Annotated in this window: 17 protein-coding genes and 1 pseudogene; 9 read left to right on the top strand and 9 right to left on the bottom strand. The window is 68.3% G+C overall.

Annotation, left to right across the window (positions count from 1 at the left end):
• Positions 1-4 precede the first annotated feature (4 nt).
• The 3 genes and pseudogenes from ACH49X_RS16955 (at position 5) to ACH49X_RS16945 (ending at position 804) form a co-directional block, all read left to right on the top strand.
• Positions 5-232 (top strand): hypothetical protein, encoded by a 228-nt coding sequence (locus tag ACH49X_RS16955; RefSeq protein WP_195079363.1) that lies wholly within the window; start codon positions 5-7, stop codon positions 230-232.
• Positions 233-320: 88 nt separating this feature from the next.
• A pseudogene (locus ACH49X_RS16950) lies at positions 321-491 on the top strand (2Fe-2S iron-sulfur cluster-binding protein); the annotation flags it as partial.
• A 166-nt stretch (positions 492-657) separates the two neighbouring features.
• Entirely contained in the window at positions 658-804 is a 147-nt protein-coding gene (locus ACH49X_RS16945) for a DUF1059 domain-containing protein (protein WP_195079365.1), read from the top strand.
• Positions 805-822: 18 nt separating this feature from the next.
• On the opposite strand, the gene ACH49X_RS16940 is transcribed toward ACH49X_RS16945, so the two are convergent.
• Positions 823-1,422: a TetR/AcrR family transcriptional regulator gene (locus ACH49X_RS16940; protein WP_357205502.1), complete on the bottom strand. Its 600-nt coding sequence runs from the start codon at positions 1,420-1,422 to the stop codon at positions 823-825.
• Positions 1,423-1,487: 65 nt separating this feature from the next.
• Here ACH49X_RS16940 and ACH49X_RS16935 point away from each other — a divergent pair, with 65 nt between their 5' ends.
• On the top strand, positions 1,488-2,786 hold the full coding sequence (locus ACH49X_RS16935; RefSeq protein WP_195079367.1) for a DUF3533 domain-containing protein: 1,299 nt from the start codon (positions 1,488-1,490) through the stop codon (positions 2,784-2,786).
• 36 nt (positions 2,787-2,822) lie between these two features.
• Here ACH49X_RS16935 and ACH49X_RS16930 read toward each other — a convergent pair whose 3' ends face one another.
• Entirely contained in the window at positions 2,823-5,054 is a 2,232-nt protein-coding gene (locus ACH49X_RS16930) for a glycoside hydrolase family 3 C-terminal domain-containing protein (protein WP_357205500.1), read from the bottom strand.
• Between the two features lie 214 nt (positions 5,055-5,268).
• Between ACH49X_RS16930 and ACH49X_RS16925 the strand changes: the two genes are divergently transcribed.
• Positions 5,269-8,172, top strand: coding sequence for a UPF0182 family protein (locus tag ACH49X_RS16925; protein ID WP_357205497.1), 2,904 nt, complete (start codon positions 5,269-5,271; stop codon positions 8,170-8,172).
• Between the two features lie 15 nt (positions 8,173-8,187).
• Here the strand turns inward: ACH49X_RS16925 and ACH49X_RS16920 are convergent, their stop codons facing one another.
• The 5 genes from ACH49X_RS16920 to ACH49X_RS16900 all read right to left on the bottom strand — a co-directional run bounded on the left by ACH49X_RS16920 (position 8,188) and on the right by ACH49X_RS16900 (position 12,020).
• Positions 8,188-8,763, bottom strand: coding sequence for a DUF2165 domain-containing protein (locus ACH49X_RS16920; RefSeq protein ID WP_195079370.1), 576 nt, complete (start codon positions 8,761-8,763; stop codon positions 8,188-8,190).
• A 294-nt stretch (positions 8,764-9,057) separates the two neighbouring features.
• Complete coding sequence (gene msrA / locus ACH49X_RS16915) at positions 9,058-9,525, bottom strand: peptide-methionine (S)-S-oxide reductase MsrA (protein ID WP_397070399.1); 468 nt, start codon at positions 9,523-9,525, stop codon at positions 9,058-9,060.
• A 44-nt stretch (positions 9,526-9,569) separates the two neighbouring features.
• Complete coding sequence (locus ACH49X_RS16910; protein WP_195079372.1) at positions 9,570-9,800, bottom strand: hypothetical protein; 231 nt, start codon at positions 9,798-9,800, stop codon at positions 9,570-9,572.
• Between the two features lie 124 nt (positions 9,801-9,924).
• The gene (locus ACH49X_RS16905; RefSeq protein WP_357205494.1) at positions 9,925-11,082 is read right to left on the bottom strand and encodes a hypothetical protein; all 1,158 of its coding nucleotides are present in this window, start codon (positions 11,080-11,082) and stop codon (positions 9,925-9,927) included.
• Between the two features lie 11 nt (positions 11,083-11,093).
• Positions 11,094-12,020 (bottom strand): metal-dependent hydrolase, encoded by a 927-nt coding sequence (locus ACH49X_RS16900; RefSeq protein ID WP_195079374.1) that lies wholly within the window; start codon positions 12,018-12,020, stop codon positions 11,094-11,096.
• 227 nt (positions 12,021-12,247) lie between these two features.
• Between ACH49X_RS16900 and ACH49X_RS16895 the strand changes: the two genes are divergently transcribed.
• Positions 12,248-12,868: a TetR/AcrR family transcriptional regulator gene (locus tag ACH49X_RS16895; RefSeq protein WP_357102819.1), complete on the top strand. Its 621-nt coding sequence runs from the start codon at positions 12,248-12,250 to the stop codon at positions 12,866-12,868.
• A gap of 187 nt (positions 12,869-13,055) precedes the next feature.
• Here ACH49X_RS16895 and ACH49X_RS16890 read toward each other — a convergent pair whose 3' ends face one another.
• Positions 13,056-13,439 (bottom strand): nitroreductase/quinone reductase family protein, encoded by a 384-nt coding sequence (locus ACH49X_RS16890; protein WP_323124045.1) that lies wholly within the window; start codon positions 13,437-13,439, stop codon positions 13,056-13,058.
• Between the two features lie 206 nt (positions 13,440-13,645).
• Here ACH49X_RS16890 and ACH49X_RS16885 point away from each other — a divergent pair, with 206 nt between their 5' ends.
• Both ACH49X_RS16885 and ACH49X_RS16880 read left to right on the top strand, forming a co-directional pair.
• Positions 13,646-14,869, top strand: coding sequence for a cytochrome P450 (locus ACH49X_RS16885; RefSeq protein ID WP_195079376.1), 1,224 nt, complete (start codon positions 13,646-13,648; stop codon positions 14,867-14,869).
• A 310-nt stretch (positions 14,870-15,179) separates the two neighbouring features.
• Positions 15,180-16,982: an alpha/beta fold hydrolase gene (locus tag ACH49X_RS16880; protein ID WP_357205491.1), complete on the top strand. Its 1,803-nt coding sequence runs from the start codon at positions 15,180-15,182 to the stop codon at positions 16,980-16,982.
• A 74-nt stretch (positions 16,983-17,056) separates the two neighbouring features.
• On the opposite strand, the gene ACH49X_RS16875 is transcribed toward ACH49X_RS16880, so the two are convergent.
• A complete protein-coding gene (locus tag ACH49X_RS16875) occupies positions 17,057-17,851 on the bottom strand; it encodes an SDR family NAD(P)-dependent oxidoreductase (RefSeq protein WP_357205488.1) in 795 nt (264 codons plus the stop codon).
• 63 nt (positions 17,852-17,914) lie between these two features.
• Between ACH49X_RS16875 and ACH49X_RS16870 the strand changes: the two genes are divergently transcribed.
• The gene (locus tag ACH49X_RS16870) at positions 17,915-18,610 is read left to right on the top strand and encodes a TetR/AcrR family transcriptional regulator (RefSeq protein WP_323124043.1); all 696 of its coding nucleotides are present in this window, start codon (positions 17,915-17,917) and stop codon (positions 18,608-18,610) included.
• The last annotated feature ends 83 nt before the right edge of the window (positions 18,611-18,693 follow it).

Raw genomic sequence — 18,693 nt, 5'->3', positions numbered from 1 at the left:
GCGGATGGAGCGGGTCACCTGCCGTACCTGCGGGACGTGCGTGCTGGTCGAGAAGTTCAGTCCGCAGCACACCAGCGTCCAGTGGAACGCGGGCGCGGTCGCGGCGTGCGCCGAGTTCGCCGGGGCGGACGGCGCGCGGGTGCGGACCTGCGCCGCGTTGCGCGAAAGCATCGATGCCGCGGTCGCGGACGGACTCGTCGAGGTCAGCACCCGGGATGGAGACGTGCCGTGAGCGCGAACGTGACGGCCGTCGAGGATCGAAGAAAAGACGCGACAGTGGATCGGGCCCGAGCCGCCGCGTCGCCCGCCAGAAGCGCGCCCTTCGGTGGCCACGCGGCCAGGTTCTGCTCGACGTGCTGCTGGCCAACGGGCTGGAAGCGCCCTATTCCTGCCGCGAGGGCGCCCGCAGCGCCTGCACCTGCCGGGTCGTGTCCGGGGAGGTGCGGATGCGGCACAACGAAGTTCTCGACGATGCCGATCTTGCCGAGGGGTGTGCTGGTGGACGAATCCACCTACAGCGCGGAGGAGATCACCGCCCACAGCTACTGGGGCCACGAATGGTCACGTGGCCGATCCGGTGGAGCCCGTGATCGCGGCGGACCCGCGCTCGATCCCCGCGCTGTGCATAGACTGTCGGATCGAGGAGGAAGAACGCCGATGAAGCGAAAGCTGAACTGCCCCTGCGGAGAATTCATCGTCGGAACCGACGAGGACGATCTCGTGGCGAAGACGCAAGCCCATCTGGCCGAGAAGCATCCCGGCCACGACTACTCTCGCGACGAGATCCTGTTCATCGCTTACTGACCGACGGCCTGCCGTAGATCACGGTCTCGGGCGCAGGCCTTCGATCATGTGCGTGGTCGTCTCGTCCAGCAATTCGTCGGCTGCCTCGGCGGCGATCACGCCCGAGCCGACGAAGGTGGCCAGGCCTTGCAGCGCCGCGACCGCGGACAGCGCGATGCGCCGCGGATCGCCGTCGATCACTTCTCCCTGTCGCTGTGCTTCCGCGATCAGCGCGACCGGCGTCGCGAACGCCGCGTCCACGGCCTGTGACATCGCATCGCCCGCGGCGGGGCTGTGCCTGCGCGCGAACATGAGCGCGACGAGCGCCGAGTTCTCGGTCGCGAAACGGAGATAGGTCCGCGCCAAGGCTCGGATGTGCCCGTGGGCCGAGTCCGCGGCCGTGGTCTGCTCCAGGGCTGCGGCCAGACGCTGGAATCCGGATACCGCGATGGCGTCCAGCAGTGCCTGTTTGTCCTTGAAATGCCGGGTCGGAGCGGCGTGACTGACTCCGGCGTCACGGGCAAGCCCGCGTAGCGACAAGCCGTCGACCCCGGACTCCCGCAGCGTCGCCTCGGCGCGCTGGAGCAACTCGGCGCGCAGGTCGCCGTGGTGATAGGACCGGCTTCTGGTGATCGGCATGGTGTATGCAGGATAACAAAATGTAGGCGTTGCCTACTTTGTAGGCGGTGACTACATTGACTCGCATGACGGTTCGGACCTTCACCGCCCCGATCGCAGTGCTCACGGTGTTCGCGGCGCTGCTCGCCACCATGTACCTCGGCTACGCCAGCAATACCGAGAAGAATCTGCACGACTTCCCGATCGCTCTGGTGAATCAGGACGTCGGCGACACGATCGGCGGCAAGCCCGCCGATATCGGCGCCCAGGTCACCGACGCGCTGATGGCCGGTATGCCCGCGGAGAAGATCGACCTGCGCGTCGTCGGCATCGGCGAAGCGCGCAAGCAGTTGCAGGACGGCGAGGTCTACGGCGCGATCGTCATCCCGTCCGACTTCACCAAGCGGCTCGCGATACTCGGCGCCGCCGCCGTGGTGCCCGGCGCGGTCGAGCGCCCGGTCATCACGATCCACACCAACCCGCGGATCGGCCCCTACACCACCGGCATCATGCAGCGCATCGCCGACCGCGCCTTGCGCCAAGTGGACGAGACCGTCGGCAAGAGCCTGACCGATCAGGTGAACGCCGCCCTGGCCGCCGGGCCCGGCGCGCCGGTCGAGCCGAGCGGCGCGGCCCGGTTGATGCTCACCGATCCGGTGCAGATCGTCACCGCGCCCTACCGGCCGATGGACGACGGCGCCGGACAGGGCCTCGTCGCCTTCTTCTACACCTTGATCCTGCTGCTGGCCGGCTTCACCGGCGCGATGATCATCCACACGCTCGTCGACTCGGTGCTCGGTTTCACGCCGACCGAATACGGCCCGTGGTTCGTGCACCCGCCGGCCACCGGGATCTCTCGCTTCCGCACGCTACTGGTGAAATGGGCGGTCGTCGTCACCGCGGCTCCGGTGCTGTCGGGCATCTTCCTCGCCGTCGCCACGGCGTTGAGCGTCCCGCTGGGCAGCCCGCTGCTGTTGTGGCTCTACGGCACTTTGGCCATCGTCGCGGTCGGTGTGACCGCTCTCGCCGTGCTCGCCACCTTCGGCACCGCGGGGCTGCTGGTCAATCTGATCCTGTTCGTCGTCCTCGGCCTGCCCTCGTCGGCCGCGACGGTGCCGCTGGAGGCGACGCCCGCCTACATCGCGAATCTGGCCGCCTTCGAACCGATGCACCAGATCTACCTCGCCGTGCGCGCCATCCTGTTCTTCGACGCCCACGCCGAAGCGGGTTTCGCCCACGGCTTGTGGATGACGGTGCTCGGCCTCGGCATCGGCCTGCTGCTCGGGGCGACCGCGACTTACGCCTATGACCGCCGCGGCCTGCACCGGGCGTCGGCTCCCACCGAGAACGCGTCGGTCATCGGGATGCCCGCCGTAGCTCGCTGAAGCCGCCGTCGCGCCAGCGCAACCGCCGGATGCCGATCAGTCGTCTCCTCGGGCCAGTAGCGCGTCCAGCTTCTCCGGGTCGACGCCGAAACCGGTGAGGCGGTTGAGCGGGATGGAGGCGATCATCCGCATCATGTCCACGCCGAGTGCCGTCGCGTCGCCCATGCTCTCGGACATGCCGCCGAACACCTCCGCGAGCGCGGCCGCCGCCGCCGGATCGGCCATGGCTTCGCCGAGGGTCGATTCCGCCGTGATCGGGATGCGCAGGTCGTCTCCGGCGAGCTGAACCTGCCCGCCGATGCGCAGATCCCGGCTCGAAGCACCTGCCCACACCTGGTAGGCGCCGCCCTCCACGATCCAGCGATCGACCCGCGTCTCCCAGTAGGCCAGGTCGTCGCGCCGGAGCAGCAGCGAGACTTCTTCGCTCGCACCGGGTTCCAGTTCGGCGGTGACCGCGACCGCCTTCAGCTCACGAACGGGACGTGAGACAGCGGAGCCGGGCAGCGCCGTGTACACCTGCACCACCTCCCGGCCCACGCGGGAACCGGTGTTGGTGACGCGGACGCGCACCGCGATGCCCGCCGGTTCGGCCGCGAGCGCCAGATCGGAGTATTCGAAGGTGGTGTAGGACAAGCCGTGTCCGAACGGGTAGGTGACGTCCATATCCCGACTGTCGTACCAGCGGTAGCCCACATACAGGCCCTCGCCATAGCGCACATGCGAATTCTCGCCGGGGAAGCCGAGATAGGCCGGGGTGTCCTGCAACCGGACCGGCACTGTCTCCGCCAGTCGCCCGGACGGGTTCACGACACCGAACAGCACGTCGGCGAGCGCGCCGCCCCCGGCTTGGCCGAGCAGCCCGCCGTCCAGAATCGCGGGGGCCAGGGCGGCCACCGGGGCCAGCCGCACCACGCCGCCGTGCGCGAGCACCACCACCGTCTCCGGTTGCGCCCGCACCACCGCCGCCAGCAACTCCACCTGCTCGGCAGGCAACTCGATGTGCTGACGGTCGAAGCCCTCGGATTCCTGCGCGGCGGCCGAGCCGAGGAACACCACGGCCACGTCCGCGTGGCGTGCGGCGGCGACGGCCTCGGCGCGCAACGCGTCCGCGCCGACGCCGGTATCGGCCGTGGCGAACCCTCGGCTGTAGGAGACCGGCGCGGCGCCGGCGAGCGCGCGGATCTCCTCCAGCGGCACATCGAGGCGGGTCGGGTTGACGTGCGAACTGCCCCCGCCCTGGTAGCGCGGCTCGGCCGCGAATTCACCGATCACCGCCAGCGAGCGCCCGGGCGTGAGCGGCAGCAGGCCGCGGTCGTTGCGCAACAGGACGACGCACCGCGCGGCCACCGCGCGGGCCAGGCGATGGTGCTCGTCGGTGGTGTCGACGGCACGACCGAGTTCGCGTCCGGCGACGACCTTCGCCGCCAGCGTCGCCACGTTCCTGGCGGCGCGGTCGACGTCCGCCGGATCCAGCGTGCCCGCGGCCATGGCCGCCAGTACCTGTGCGTCGGAGATGCCGCTGCCGCCCGGCATCTCCAGATCCAGTCCGGCCGTCACGGAGGCGGGCCGGTCGGCCACGGCGCCCCAGTCGGAGATCACCGCGCCGTCGAAACCCCATTCGCCGCGCAGCACGTCGGTCAGCAGCCAGCGATTCTGCGCGGCGTGCACGCCGTTGATCCGGTTGTAGGAGCACATCACCGTCCACGGCCGGGCGGTGCGCACGATATGGGCGAACGCGCGCAGGTAGATCTCCCGCAGCGGACGGGGGTCGACGTCGGAACTCGACCGCATCCGGTCGTGCTCGGCGTTGTTGGCGGCGAAATGTTTGAGCGAAGCCCCCACTCCGGTGCTCTGCACACCCGTCACCCATGCCGCGCCGAGCAGACCGGTGAGTGACGGGTCCTCCGAGTAGTACTCGAAATTGCGGCCGCCGCGCGGATCCCGCTTGATGTTGACTCCCGGCCCGAGCAAAACGTCCACGCCCAGCGCGCGCGCCTCCCGGCCCAGCGCCTCGCCCACGCGGCGGACCAGATCGACGTCCCAGCTCTGCGCGAGCCCGACCGCGGGCGGGAAGCAGGTGGCGGGCAGGCTCTCGGCCGAGCCCAGGTGGTCGGTGGCCCCCGCCTGCCTGCGCACCCCGTGCGGGCCGTCGGTCATGGTCACAGCGGTGACCGAACCGATCGCCTTGGTGGTCCAGAAGTCGGCGCCGCTGCCGAGGGCGGCGCGCTGCTGCGGTGCCAGATCGGTGAGGTCGGGCGTGCTCGTCATCGAGGCTCCTCGGGTGGGGACCGTTACCGCACACAGTATGCTGGCCTGCTCACCGAGCCCGGCCGCTTCGACGGCCTGTGGACGCAGGCGGCCCACCGTAGCCGCGGGAGCCGATCGAGCGCTCCTCGGCGCGTCGACCAACCCCGGTAGTATCGAGCTTGGTTGCGCCTCGGCCGTCCACCGTTGTGCCGGGCGGCAGCCACGGGAGTGCAAGATGAGCGCGCGCGTCGGCCCCGGCCCGCGGCGGTTGCATCGCAGCACCCGGGTGCTGGTGGTCGCCGCCACGGTATTCGTCGTGTCGTTGCTGATCGTGCCCCGGCTGGTCAGGGGCTATGTCAGCTGGCTGTGGTTCGGTGAGGTCGGGTTCCGCGGTGTCTGGCTGACCGTGCTGTTCACCCGGCTCACGCTGTTCGCCGCGATCGCGCTGATCATCGGTGGCGTACTTCTCGCCGTGATGTGGCTGGCCTTCAGGTTCCGTCCGCTCTTCTTTCCCGAGTCCGAGGAAGAAGACAGCCTCCGGCCGTATCGGACGGCGGTGCTGCGGCATCCGGTGCGGTTCGGTCTCGGCGTCGCCACCGTGGTGGGGCTGGTCTGCGGCCTCGCCGCGCAGTCGAACTGGATGACGGTCCAACTGTTCCTCCACGGCGGATCCTTCGGCGTGGCCGATCCGCAGTTCGGGCACGACGTCGGGTTCTTCGTCTTCGACCTGCCCTTCTACCGTTCCGTCCTCAACTGGCTGTTCATCGCGGTGGTCCTCGCCTTCCTCGCGAACCTGGCCACGCACTACCTGCTCGGCGGGCTGCGGCTGTCCAGAAAGGCGGGCGGCCTGACGCACGCGGCCCGCGTCCAGCTCGCGATACTGGCCGGGGCGTTCATCCTCCTGAAGGCCGCCGCCTATTGGCTCGACCGATATTCCTTGCTGTCGAGTGACAGCAAGGAGCCCACGTTCGCGGGCCCCGGCTATACCGACATCAACGCGGTGCTTCCCGCCCGCCTCATTCTCTTCGCGATCGCCCTGATCTGCGCCGTGGCGGTCTTCGCCGCCGTCGTCGTGCGCGATCTGCGGATTCCGGCGATGGCGGCGGCGCTGCTGCTGTTGTCGTCGATTCTCGTCGGGGCCGTCTGGCCGTTGGCCGTCGAGCAGTTCTCCGTCCGTCCGAACGCCGCCGACATGGAGCGGGTCTACATCCAGCGCAACATCGCGGCCACCCGGCAGGCGTACGGGATCGGCAGCGACCGGGTCGAGTACCAGCCGTATTCCGGCGTCGGCACCAAGCCGCCGCCCGAGGTCCCCGCCGACGTCACCACGATCGCCGACGTCCGCCTGCTCGATCCGAACGTGCTGTCACGGACGTTCACCCAGCAGCAACAGCTGAAGAATTTCTACAGTTTCCCACCGCATCTGGACCTCGATCGCTACCGCGTCGGTGGGCAATTGCGCGACTACGTGGTGGCGACGCGCGAGCTGACCCCGAGCGCGCTGAGCGGCAACCAGCGCCATTGGGTCAACCGGCACACCGTCTACACGCACGGCAACGGGTTCGTGGCGGCGCCGGCCAACCGGGTGAACGCGGCGGTCCGCGAAGCGGCGGGCGACGCCGCGAGCAGCAACAGCGGATATCCGATCTACGCGGTCGGCGACATCGCCTCCCAGGCCTCCGGCCACCAGGTGATCCGAGTGGATCAGCCGCGCGTCTACTTCGGCGAAGTGATCGCCCATGCGAGCCCGGACTACGCCATCGTCGGCGGCGGCCCCCAGCCGCGCGAGTACGACACCGACACCACCACATACACCTACACCGGCGCGGGCGGCGTCCCGATCGGCAACTGGCTCAACCGCTTGGCCTTCGCGGTGACCTACACCGAGCGCAACATCGTCTTCTCCAAAGCGATCGGCGCCGAGTCGAAGATCATCTTCAACCGCGATCCCCGCCATCGCGTCGAACTCGTCGCACCGTGGTTGACCACCGACAACGACCCCTATCCCGCGGTCGTGAACGGCCGCATCGTCTGGATCGTCGACGCGTACACCTCGATCGACGGCTACCCCTACGCCAAGCGCAGCTCGCTGGAAGCCCTCGCTCCGGGCGAGGACACCGAGCGTGGATCGCCCCGGGAGATCTCCTACGTGCGCAACTCCATCAAAGCCACCGTCGACGCGTACGACGGCACGGTCACCCTCTACCAGGTCGACCGGCAGGACCCGGTCCTGGCGGCCTGGATGAAGGTCTTTCCCGGCACGGTGCGCCCCGAGGAGTCGATCACCCCGGAGTTGCGGGCCCACTTCCGGTACCCCGAGGACCTGTTCACGATCCAGCGCGAGATGCTGGCCAAATACCACGTCGACGAACCGCGCGAATTCTTCACCACCAACGCTTTCTGGTCGGTGCCCAGCGACCCCACCGTGGAAGCCAATCCGCATCAGCCCCCGTTCTACGTCCTGGTCGGCGACCAGACCAGCGCCGAACCATCGTTCCGGCTCGCGAGCGCCATGGTCGGCTACAACAGGGAATTCCTCTCCGCTTACGTCTCCGCCCGCTCCGACCCGGAGGGCTACGGCAAGATCACCGTCTCGCAGCTGCCCACCGACACCCTCACCCAGGGGCCGCAGCAGATCCAGAACTCGATGATCTCCGACACCAGAGTGGCTTCCGAGCGGACCTTGCTCGAGCGCTCGAACCGGATCCAATACGGGAATCTCCTCACCCTGCCGATCGCCGACGGCGGCGTGCTCTACGCCGAACCGCTGTTCACCGAACGGATCTCGACGGCGCCGAACTCCTCGACGTTCCCGCAGTTGGCGCGGGTGCTGGTCAGTTACCGCGATCCCGGCACCGGTGGTGTCCTGGTCGGCTACGCGCCGACCCTCGCCGAAGCGCTCGAGCAGGTGTTCGGCGCGGCCACCGGCAGACTCGCCACGCCGCCAGGCGGCGGTCCCGGCGCTCCGCTGCCGCCGGGCCAGCAGCCCACCGCGCCGCCGGCCGCGCAACCACCGGCGCAGGCGCCGCCGGTGGATCAAGCGAAGATCGCCGAACTCAACGCGCAGATCGACGAGATCCGCGCGGCGCTGGAACGTCTGCAGAAGCAGCTGAGCGAACTCGATCGCACCGGTCGCTGACGCTCGCGGCTGCGCCTAGCTCGATTCCGCCGCGGAATTCTCGGTGCCGAAATCACGCTGCGGGTCCGGCAGGTGGACGAGAATCAGGCCGACGCCCGCGATCAGGAAGTTCTGCAACGCGGCCGACGAAGCGTTCACGTCGTCGTTGGCCCACATGCGGAACCATTCGCCGCCGATGGTCAGGAACCCGCCCGCGAACAGCAGCACCGCCATGGTCCAGCCCAGGCTGGACAGTTTCACGGCCAACTCCGGCCCGGATCGCAGCCCGCGCGGCCGTCCGGTCAGCACCCTGCCCCACGCGGCTCCCGCGGCGAGCAGCACGAAGGCGATGAGGAATTCCCAGATCACCACGAGGATGTAGGCGACGAGCGCGACATTGCCATTGGTGATCGCGCGCCAGTCCGTGCCCGGATTGTGGATCGTCGCCTTCATCGACAGCACCGCGGCCACACCGTTGCGGTTGGTGTCGGTGTCGACGCAATTGGTGAACGCGACGAACAGGTAGTAGAAGCCGGTGATGGTGGCCAGCGTCGCCACCGCCATCCGGCGGCTGCCCACCACGTCCAGAACCTTCGTGCCGTAGCGCGTCATCTGCCTACCTCGGGTCGACCGGCCAGGAGCTCCAAGCGTCGACGATCATATAGGCGCTCGATCACGCGTTCTCCCCACGACGGGGAGTCCCCGGTGGCCGGAAACGGGCCGAATTGGTTTCTGCCGCATGCGGTTTGCGTACGGAGTCGCAGGCGGCCCCGGCTGGACGACCGGCAACGACGGTGGGAGGTCGTGGAAACGCGACGACTGCGCCACCCGGGTGCGGCGGCGCAGTCGTGTGTGTTGCCTCGGCTCGGCGGGGCCGGAACGCGACCCCGCCGAACTCGGCGGCTGCTACTGAGCGGTGGTCTGCCGCTTCGGCAGCTTCCAACCCGGCCGGGGGAAGTGGCAGGTGTACCCGTCCGGGTAACGCAGCAGGTAGTCCTGATGCTCCGGCTCGGCCTCCCAGAAGGCGCTCGCCGGGGTCACCTCGGTGACCACCTTGCCCGGCCACAGACCGGAGGCGTCCACATCGGCGATGGTGTCCAAGGCGACGCGCTTCTGGTCGTCATCGAGGTAGAAGATCGCCGAACGGTAGCTGGTTCCGATGTCGTTGCCCTGGCGGTCCTTCGTGGTCGGATCGTGGATCTGGAAGAAGAATTCCAGCAGCTGCCGGTAGTCCGTCCGGGCCGGGTCGTAGACGATCTCGATCGCCTCCGCGTGGCCAGGGTGGTTGCGGTAGGTGGGGTGGTCGTTGCGTCCACCGGTGTAGCCGACGCGGGTCGACACCACCCCCGGCTGCTTGCGGATCAGGTCCTGCATGCCCCAGAAGCATCCACCGGCCAGAATCGCCTTGCGCGTGTCGGTCACGCCTCCTCCTTCACGAAGAGAGTCTTGTACTGCCCATAGCCTTCCGCATCGAGGTCGTCGAGGTGGATGAACCGCAGCGCCTTCGAATTGATGCAGTACCGCAGGCCGCCCGCCGCGCGGGGGCCGTCGGTGAACGCCCGCTCGGTCCCGTTCTCCTGAGTGACGTGGTACTGCTCAGGCGACAGGGCGGCGATCGCCGCGGGATTCCGGTTGTACTCCCGTGCCACATGACCTCCTCATATCGGCCCCTCGTACAACCTGGACACCGGCCCGGAAAGTCCCGAGCGAGCGGGGCGTCACACCCCGGCCGGCAACCGCCGCCCTGCGCTGGCGAAAGCGCTCGGCGTGCCGCTAGGCCGTGGAGTTCACCGCCGATTCCGGCGCCGGAGAGGTAGCGCTTACCGTCGCTTTCCTCCGGGGTACCGTCCACACGGCGACCAGGCACAAGATCGCGACAACGAAGCACGCGATCGCGTACCAGAGATTCCCGATGGGGTCGCCTGCGCTGGTCACGCCGTCGACGGCGCCGAAGTAATCGGGCAACGCGGTCGCCCAGAGCAACGCCATCACCCCCAGATACACCCCGCCGTAAACGCGGACGAAGTCGTTGGTGTAAGGCGCAGCCGAGTCGCCGCGCCGCAGCCGCGACCACTGGCGGGTGAGGATCAGCACCGCGGCGACAGAGACGACGACCAGTTCGGCGGCGTAGAGCACGCCGCGCACCGTGGTGCTGCCCATGCCGAAGACCGTCGCGGGGATGGGCAGCACGGCGGTGCCCAGCGACGCGAGTACGCCGACGAGGATCGTGCGCCCGGCCAGTTGCCATCCGGAGAAGGTCCGCCCCTGGGCGACGTGGCGGCCGACGAACAGTTGGACGCAGAACGCGAGGGACATCGGCCACAGCGCGGCGAAGACCACCACGCTCGGCAGCGGCACCGAATCGAACATCGGCTGATTGATCGGGTTGTCCACCGACCATTCCCACCACCGCAGCTGCGGGCCGAGATGGTCGAAGATCTCGTAGAAGGCGTGGTGGACGAAGCCGACGCACGCCGATCCGGCGAGAACCCCGTATTGCCGGAACACGCCGAGAATCCTGACCATTTCGAACGCGAGCGTGGCCATGAACGGGTAGATCGCGACGATGTAGAGCGGTAATCGGCCCCAGAGGAATTCCACGGTGAACAGGTTGTGCGCGAACATCGTGTCGACGTGCGCGTCGATGCCGAACGCCGCAGGGAAGTACAGCGGGGGTTCGATGATGAACAGGTACGCGGTCGCCCCGAACCAGACCACCAGGTTGGTGGGGTCGCCGTGCCGGCGCAGCCGCACGATCGCGTAGACCAAGGCGAGCACCGCGCCGAGGACGATCGTGCACTCGAGGACGGGCAGCGTCCAGTTCTCCAACGCGAAAGGGTTCCGTACTTCGACCGGTCCGCCTGCCTCCTCGCACGAGAAGCCGAGCGCCGTCGCGAGCCGGTCGAAGGTGGGGGCGCAATGATCAGCCATCGGTCCGGCTCCTAACGTGCGGCCGTCTCGGCGGTGTACCAGTGCGAGACGTCGTAGCCGGCCTCGTAGCGCTCGAACCACACATCGGCCAGCGCGGGCAGCTTCTCGTGGTCCGGATTGTGCTTGGGCAACTGACTGCGGACGACGCCCACGAGCGCGACGAGCTGCTCACGGAGCGGCAGGTGGTCGAACGCGCGGGGCATCGGGCCGTTGTCCTCGGCGTGCAGGAACGGCAACCACTTGCGCAGTTTCTGCCTGCGCCGGTGATTCGCGAACATCGACAGCGCGTCGATCTTCCGCTCCTCCAGCGGGACATGCTCGTTGAAGCCCGCGCAGGCCAGCCGGATCACCTTCATCACGTGACGGAAGATCGACGGCGCCATGCGCATCCGGTACACATCGCTGCCCACGACGGAGTCGAAAATGATCAGCGCGGAGCTGCGATGCTCGACCTCTTCGACGAAGTGCCAGATGAACAGCGACGCCACCCGGTCGTCGCCCGGCCGGAACAAGGTCGAGTCGTTGTCGAGCATCAGTTTGAACACCGGGGTGAACGTCGCCTCGAGATCGGCGGTGTAGGCCAGCCGGTATTCGACCGGAGTATGCACGGTGAGGCGGTCGAATTCCGCGATCACTTCGTTGAGCGTTTCTTGCAACCCCGGGTAGCGCCGGATCAGGGCGTTGGCGTGCTGGCGGTGGGCGGTGGAATGCTGCCCCTCCTGGCGCACGAACGCGTCGGCCTCCTCGGCCACCGCGGGATCGGTGATCAAGGGCATGGCCTCGCGGATCATGTTGACGATCATCTTCTCGAAGCCGATCGCCAGGAAGGACACCGCGTTGGCCATCGAGGAGAAGGCCGGATTCTCCTCGTTCCACAAGAAGGGCACGTCGTAGTCGGCGAATGCGAAGCGCATCTTCCGGACTTGAAGATCGGTCACTGGGCTGAACCTCGACTTTCCGAAACGAACCGGTCCGGCAACGCATTCCGGCGCACCGGGCCATGTCGCAGCGATCATACACACAACTGTCCAAGTGTATGATCAGAATCGGCGCTGGAACCGAGAACAGGCAACGTTGTGATACGGTCGAGCCCCTGACCTGGATAGTCGGCAGGCTTTCCGTCAGGGGTTCGCAAGCGACAGGCTTCGAGTCGAGGAAGCGGGCAGTGGCAGGAAGGCGTGGGTGGGGCGGGAGCCCGCCGAAGGACGACGAGGAAGCCTCGCGTCGCATCGTCGCCGCCGCGGTCGAACTGATCGGGCGGACGGGTTCGGAGATCAGCATCGCCGACGTCGCGGAATCGCTCGGCGTCATCCGGCAGACGGTCTACCGGTACTTTCCCAGTGCCGACGCGCTGATGACCGCGGCGGCGATAGCGTCGGTCGACGGGTTCCTGGACCGGCTGACCGAGCACGTCAGCGGGATCGAGGACGCCGTGGAAGCGATGACCGAGGCAGTGGTGTACACCCTCGCCGAGGTTCGCCGCACGCCTCATCTCGGCATTCTGCTGTCGAGCACGTACTCGAACGTCCATCCCGAGAGCCTGACCTCCGAAGAGGCGCAGGCCTTCGGCATGACGATGATCAAGCGCTTCGACGTCGATTGGGAGCGTTACGGATACGACGACGAGTCGCTGCACGAGCTGGTCGAATACGTCCTGCGCACGATGCAGTCGTTCTTCGTCTCCCCGGGGAATCCACCGCGCGGGGAAGACGATTTGCGTCGGTATCTACGCCGGTGGATGGGGGCCGCGATCGTCGCCCAGATGGAGCCGTCGGCGAGCGTCTGAGGCTTCCCGCCGAAATCCGCTGTCGAGACTCGCCCTTACGAGCCCGCCTCGGCATTCGCATCAGCGGCGGCGCTCGGCCTTCGAGGGACGGGGTGTTCGATCAGGCGCCCCCACGTCGCCGCGTGCTCGGAAGGTGACAGCGCCTCCGTCGCTTTCGGCGCGCCGACGCGAGAAGGGAAGAGGCGGATCAGCTCGCGTCGTCGAGCCGCACTGTGACCAGGACGCGGCCGCGCTCGTCGCGCTGCGCCACCGCATGCCCGTGCCGGTCGGCGCCGTTCAGGTGCAGGGTGATCGGGCCGCCCGCACCGAGGAAGTTACGCCACCAGGACTTCTTGTCCGGCATAGCGACGCCGATGACGAGTTCGTCTCCCTTTCGCCGGTAGTTGACCGGTGTGCTGAACGTCCGCCCGGACCGGCGGCCTACATAGGTGATCACCACGAATCCCCTGCCCAGCAGGCTGCCGAGCACCGGCGCGCTCAGCAGGGCGACCACCCCGGCGTTCACTGCGCGCACGCCACGCCCCAGCACCGTCTTCGGTTCCACCATTTCCTCCCGGCCGCCCACGGACATCGAACACCGCCACCCTAACGCCTGCCGGGGCCGCGCGCCCGCGGCGCTGGGCCGGGCACGGTCACCGGATTTTCGTTTTGCGCCGCCGAGTTTCGGGTTGGAGGCACGAATCGCCGATCGGGCGGTGGCGCGGGCGGTCTCGCCTCGATACTCGTGCACGACCGTCGTCACGGCGGTCGGAGGGCAAACGCGCAGAAGGGAAACCGATGACAACCAGCCTGCCCGCATTCCCCGCGGCGAACGAGGATCTGCTGGACACCTGCATCCGGCTCCGGGAGATCGCGCCGGTGGTCGAGGTGGAGTTCCCCGGCGGCGTGCCCGCCTACCTGGCCCTGACGCACGAGGCGGTGCGCGAGATCCTCGCCGGGGACAACAAGACCTTCGCCCGGGATCCGAAGCACTGGCCCGCGCTGCACGACGGTTCGATCCCGGCGGACTGGCCGCTGCGTGCCGTGGTGCAGGGCGATCACCTGTCCACCAAGGACGGCGACGACCACCGGCGGCTGCGCGGCCTGATCAGCAAGGCCTTCACCCCGGGCCGGGTGCAGGCGCTGGAGCCGCGCGTCCAGGCGATCATCGACCGATTGCTGGACGAGGTCGTGGCCGCGGGTGACGGCGTCGATCTGGTGCCCACCTTCACCGAGGCGCTGCCCATGGCGGTGATCTGCGAACTGTTCGGGGTGCCGGAGCCGGACCGGGAACGGCTGCGCCGCTGGACCGCCACCCTCCTGGCGCACACCACACCGCCGCAGGAGGCGTTCGCGACGCAGAACTCGCTGATGACGTACCTGTACGAACTGGCGGACCGGAAACAGGAGCAGCCCGGCGACGACCTCACCACCGGCTTGGTCCAAGCTCGTGACCAGGACGACAAGCTCACCGCCGACGAACTGGTCGCCGTTCTGTGGATCATGCTGGTGGCCGGTCACGAGACCACGGTGCACCTGCTCGGCTACGCCATCCTGGCGCTGTCGCAACATCCCGAGCAGCTCGCGCTCGCCAAGGCGGAAGACCGGTGGGCCGACGTGGTCGAAGAGACCGTCCGGTACCGCCATTCGGTGATGATGACGAGCTGGCGATTCACCCTGACGGACGTGACCGTGGCCGGAGTCGCCATCCCCAAGGGACAAGCGGTGGGCGTCGCCTACCAGGCCTGCGGTATCGACCCGGCCGAGTACGGCGAGACCGCGAACGAGTTCGATATCACCAGAGAGCAGCGCGGCGGACATCTCGGCTTCGGTCACGGGCCGCGGTACTGCATCGGCGCGGGCCTGGCGCGCTTGGAGGGTCGTCTCGCGCTCGCCTCGCTCTACCGCCGGCTGCCGAACCTCGAACTCGCCATCGACCCGGCGAACATCCCGTACTCGCCGTCGTTCTTCACCGTCGGCCCGCTGTCGATTCCGGTGAAACTGGGCTCGGAAAAACAGTGAGGGTCACCGACGCGGCGGGCGGCGCTCGCAGGCTTCGTCACCGCAGCTCAGTCGCCGCTCGCTGGGCGGGTTCGGCCCGCCCGGTGCGCACTCGACGCACGTTCGCCTGGCTCGCGACTATGCGCTGAGGTCGCCCTGAGGCCGGCGACGCTCGGGGCGGATAGTCGAATCTTGCAACGTTTGCGCTGGTCAACGATCTATTGCGAACGGGATACGCATCGTCGGATCCGGACGGATCGCGGTGCGTGCCGTGTCAGGCTGCTGCGGTCCGCAGTTCCGCAGCAACTGGCAGGAAGGATCGATGACGCCGATGTCGCAAGCAGATCCGATCGTCGGGACCACGTCCGAGCAGCTCGCGAGGATCGCGCTCCAGGGGCCATGGGACGCCGAGGGGCAGGTGCGCCCGGAAGCAGTGCAGTTCGCGTCGAACTTGGTCAGCGCCGTGCAGAAGCGCAGCGGCAGGGGGCTGGTGCCCGGCGAGGTGGCCGATCTCGTGGACCGGGCGCTGAACGTCGCCGTGCCGACGTTCCCGCGCATCGAAGGGGCGGGCGGGGTCGGGCTGTCGGCGCACCTGCTGCGGCAGACCACCACCCGGCCGTGCCCGCTGGTGGTCTTCCCCGCCGGGTGGACACCCGTCGGGTGGCCGTTGTTCGAGTACGCCTATCTCACCCTCGCGTCGAAGGGCTACCACGTGCTGGCCTACACGCCGCGCGGAATCGGGTGGACCGCCATACCGGGAACGGACATGCCGTGGTTCGGCACGTCCGAAGGCACCGTCGACGTCGCCGGTCCATGTGACCGGGCCGATGGCAAGAAGGTGCTCGACTACGCGCTGGACGCGCTCGATCCCAGCGGCATCGCCTTCATGGGTGAGTCCTACGGCTCGGGCATCAGTCAGCTCGTGGCCGCGCACGACGAGCGGGTCGACGTCGTCGTCGCCCTCAGCACCTGGGGCAACCTCGCCACCAGCTTGTACGACAACGGCACTCGCCATATGAAGGCCGTCGAGGGACTGATCGGCTTGACCGGCGGCGAGCAGGCGGAGAAGTTCGACGAAGCGGCGCTGGAGATTCTGGCCAAGTTCGACGAGGGCGTGGACATGGACCCGGTCGTCGACTGGGGCACCGAACGGGCGCCGGAGAGCTATGTCGGCTCCCGCGAGATCCCCACCTTCTTCTCCAATACCTGGCACGAGGGCCTTTTCCCGGTGAACCAGGTGCTGGAGACCTTCGAGAAGCTGCCTCGGCCGAAACGGCTGAACATGTGGATCGGCGATCACGCGGCCCCGGAGGGCCCCGGCTTGATCGCGCCGCCCATGCCGGGTGCGGGACCCAACCAGCCGCTGCGCGAAGCGTACGCCTGGCTCGATTACCACCTCAAGGGCGAGGACAACGGCGTCGACGCGTGGCCGGAGATCAGCAACCAGGTCATGTTCACCTACGTGACCACGCCCGGAGCCGGGGACGGCCAGAACGTGATCGTCGAACCGGCGCGGCGCGAGGAGAAGGCGTCGTGGGCCGACGTCACCACCGGCACCGAAGTGCTGACCTTGACCGATGTGCGCGAGGGCGGCGACGGCGCGCTGACTTCCGATCCCGCGACCGGATGGGAGCGCAGTTTCACGGTGGGCGACCAGCCGGAGGTCGTCGCGATGGACAGGCTCATGACGACGGGGCAGCAGGAGTGGTCCGGCAATCCCAAGATCTATCGGATCGATGAGATCGACCGCGGCCATGCCCTCGTCTGGTCGACGGGGCCGCTGCTCGCGGCGCGCGGCGGCGTCGCCAGGCAGATCCGCGGCATTCCCCGGGTGCAGGTGACCATCGACAGCAGCGACGAGTCCGCGACGGTGATCGCCTATCTGCTCGACGTCGACGAGAACGGCGCCGCCCGGATCATCACGCACGAACCGAAGACCACCGAGTCGGCCCTGCCCGCCACCGTTTCGTGGGAGCTGCAGGCGGCCGCCTACGACGTGCCGGACGGCCATCGGCTGATGCTGGTGATCGACGGCATGGATCCGCTGTATTCCAGCGCCAACAAGGTGGATTCGACGATCACCATCAGCGCGCCGGACGGCGCCCCGTCCCGCCTGGAGCTACCGCTCGGCTGATTCCCGCGCGTGGCCCGGAACCGGCGACCGGGCCGGGCCACGCCGTGGTCGAGAACGGTGATGCCCAACCGAGTTCACCGCGTGCCGGGCCGGGCCGGTTCGGAGATGATGCGGTTGGCTTTGGCCTTGACCGCGTCGGGCAGCACGTGGTTGGCGAGGCCGAAGGCCTTGGTCAGCAGCGAGGCGGCGAAGACCTGCTGTCGCCCGCTGAGCAGGGCATCGACGCCTTGGCGCGCCACATCGGCGGGATCGTCCTTGGGCAACCGGCCGATGCGAGTGGCGAGCATTCCGGCGCGACGGAAGAAGTCGGTGTCGGTCGGGCCGGGCAGCAGGGCCGTCACGGTGACCTCCGTGTCGCGCAGTTCTTCGCGCAGCGCCTTCGCGAACGACTGGATGAAGGATTTCGACGCGTTGTACACCGCTTGGCGGGCGCCCGGCATCGTGGCGGCGATGGAGGAGGTGAACAGCAGTTTGCCGTCGTTGCGTTCGACCATGTCGCGCAGGACGAGCTTGGTCAGATGAACGGTCGAGCGGATATCGAGGTCGATGACGGCCAGTTCGTCGTCGAGGTCGGTCTCCACGAAGGCGCCCCCGCGCCCGATTCCGGCGTTGAGGGCCACGGCGTCCGGCATCCGGTCGTTCTCGGTGGCCGCCCGATAGAGCTGTTCCACACCGTCGGCGGTACGCAGGTCGACCTGCACCGGCCGCACGTCGTACCGCGGGTCGTGCAGCGCGGCCGCGGCGGTCTTGACGGCCTCGTCTTCCGCCGCGATCACGACGTCGTAGCCGTGTGCGATGAACTGCCTGGCCAGTTCGAAACCGATACCGCTGGATGCTCCGGTGACTAGGGCGAGTGGTCTGTCGGTCATGTGCTGCGGCTACCCACTGCGGCCGCGCCCATACCCGAATGGGCGGCTCGGTAGTCTGCAGGAGTGTCCGCCGCGCCCGCCGACGCCGACGCACCGATCGTTCCGGTGCGAGACGGAGTGTTCTTCACACTTCCCGCCGCGCTGCCGCGGGGGCGGCACAATCTGGGGCGTGAGCAGGTGATGGCCGCACAGCGGGAACGGCTGCTGGTCGCCGCGACCGAATTGCTCGCGGCCCGCGGTTACGCCGGATTCGGCCCCACCGATGTCGCCAAGCGCGCCGGCGTCTCGCTGGCGGCCTTCTACGACGCCTTCGCCAACAAGGACGAGTGCATCTTCGCCGGTTACGACCGCTTCATCCAGGTGCTGCTGACGCAGCTGACGGGCGCGGACATCAAGGGCCGAGACCGCAGATCCATCGTCGCCGACGCGCTCGGCCAGTACCTCGGCTCCCTGCAGAACGACCTGGTCGTGGCCCGTGCCTACCAGGTGGAGATCGACGGGCTCGGGCCTGCCGCCCGGCGGCGCAGGCGAAAGTCGATCCGCTTGTTCGCCGAGTACATCCGCGCTCTGGTGCAGAAGGCGACCGCCGATCGGCAGCCACTGCTCTCGGTCGCCGCGTACATGGGCGTCGTCTACGCCGTGCGGCAACTGACCGCCGACGCGCTCGACGAGTCACAGGAGCCGGATCTGACCGCGTTGAGCGCCGACCTGGAGCCCTGGCTCACCGATCTGTTCCGCCAGCGCCGTTCCGGTACGTGACCGCGGGCGCAACTTGACATGACAGCCCCGGTCGCGCAGCATTGGCGTAAAGCCCCTTACTCCGATACCGCTCCGAATCGGCG

It is taken from the genome of Nocardia sp. NPDC019323 (assembly GCF_044389845.1).
Lineage (GTDB): Bacteria > Actinomycetota > Actinomycetes > Mycobacteriales > Mycobacteriaceae > Nocardia > Nocardia implantans.
Note: the sequence above shows the minus strand (reverse complement) of the source record. Positions and strands in the feature narration are given on the sequence as shown.